Raw genomic sequence first — 1,623 nt, 5'->3', positions numbered from 1 at the left:
TTAATTCTAAGTAACAAACTTATTGAGCAATCAATACTCTTATTGGAGAGTTTGATCCTGGCTCAGGATGAACGCTGGCGGCGTGCCTAATACATGCAAGTCGAGCGAATCTGAGGGAGCTTGCTCCCAAAGATTAGCGGCGGACGGGTGAGTAACACGTGGGCAACCTGCCTGTAAGACTGGGATAACTTCGGGAAACCGGAGCTAATACCGGATAACATATGAGACCACATGGTCTCGTATTAAAAGATGGCTTTTAGCTATCACTTACAGATGGGCCCGCGGCGCATTAGCTAGTTGGTGAGGTAACGGCTCACCAAGGCGACGATGCGTAGCCGACCTGAGAGGGTGATCGGCCACACTGGGACTGAGACACGGCCCAGACTCCTACGGGAGGCAGCAGTAGGGAATCTTCCGCAATGGACGAAAGTCTGACGGAGCAACGCCGCGTGAGCGAAGAAGGTCTTCGGATCGTAAAGCTCTGTTGTTAGGGAAGAACAAGTATCGTTCGAATAGGGCGGTACCTTGACGGTACCTAACCAGAAAGCCACGGCTAACTACGTGCCAGCAGCCGCGGTAATACGTAGGTGGCAAGCGTTATCCGGAATTATTGGGCGTAAAGCGCGCGCAGGCGGTCCTTTAAGTCTGATGTGAAAGCCCACGGCTCAACCGTGGAGGGTCATTGGAAACTGGGGGACTTGAGTGCAGAAGAGGAGAGCGGAATTCCACGTGTAGCGGTGAAATGCGTAGAGATGTGGAGGAACACCAGTGGCGAAGGCGGCTCTCTGGTCTGTAACTGACGCTGAGGCGCGAAAGCGTGGGGAGCGAACAGGATTAGATACCCTGGTAGTCCACGCCGTAAACGATGAGTGCTAAGTGTTAGAGGGTTTCCGCCCTTTAGTGCTGCAGCAAACGCATTAAGCACTCCGCCTGGGGAGTACGGTCGCAAGACTGAAACTCAAAGGAATTGACGGGGGCCCGCACAAGCGGTGGAGCATGTGGTTTAATTCGAAGCAACGCGAAGAACCTTACCAGGTCTTGACATCCTCTGACACTCCTAGAGATAGGATTTTCCCCTTCGGGGGACAGAGTGACAGGTGGTGCATGGTTGTCGTCAGCTCGTGTCGTGAGATGTTGGGTTAAGTCCCGCAACGAGCGCAACCCTTGATCTTAGTTGCCAGCATTCAGTTGGGCACTCTAAGGTGACTGCCGGTGACAAACCGGAGGAAGGTGGGGATGACGTCAAATCATCATGCCCCTTATGACCTGGGCTACACACGTGCTACAATGGATGGTACAAAGGGCAGCAAAACCGCGAGGTTAAGCCAATCCCATAAAACCATTCTCAGTTCGGATTGCAGGCTGCAACTCGCCTGCATGAAGCCGGAATCGCTAGTAATCGCGGATCAGCATGCCGCGGTGAATACGTTCCCGGGCCTTGTACACACCGCCCGTCACACCACGAGAGTTTGTAACACCCGAAGTCGGTGGGGTAACCGTAAGGAGCCAGCCGCCTAAGGTGGGACAGATGATTGGGGTGAAGTCGTAACAAGGTAGCCGTATCGGAAGGTGCGGCTGGATCACCTCCTTTCTAAGGAAACTGAAGTTCTACGAACTTCATAA

The 1,623-nt window shown here is 53.4% G+C and carries 1 rRNA gene; it reads left to right on the top strand.

Annotation, left to right across the window (positions count from 1 at the left end):
- The first annotated feature begins 39 nt into the window (after nucleotides 1-39).
- Nucleotides 40-1,591: ribosomal RNA gene (locus tag DZB84_RS24570) — 16S ribosomal RNA — on the top strand.
- Nucleotides 1,592-1,623: the final 32 nt, after the last annotated feature.

Origin of the sequence: Bacillus sp. HNG (assembly GCF_003400205.1) — a bacterium.
GTDB lineage: Bacteria > Bacillota > Bacilli > Bacillales > Bacillaceae_L > Ferdinandcohnia.
Note: the sequence above shows the minus strand (reverse complement) of the source record. Positions and strands in the feature narration are given on the sequence as shown.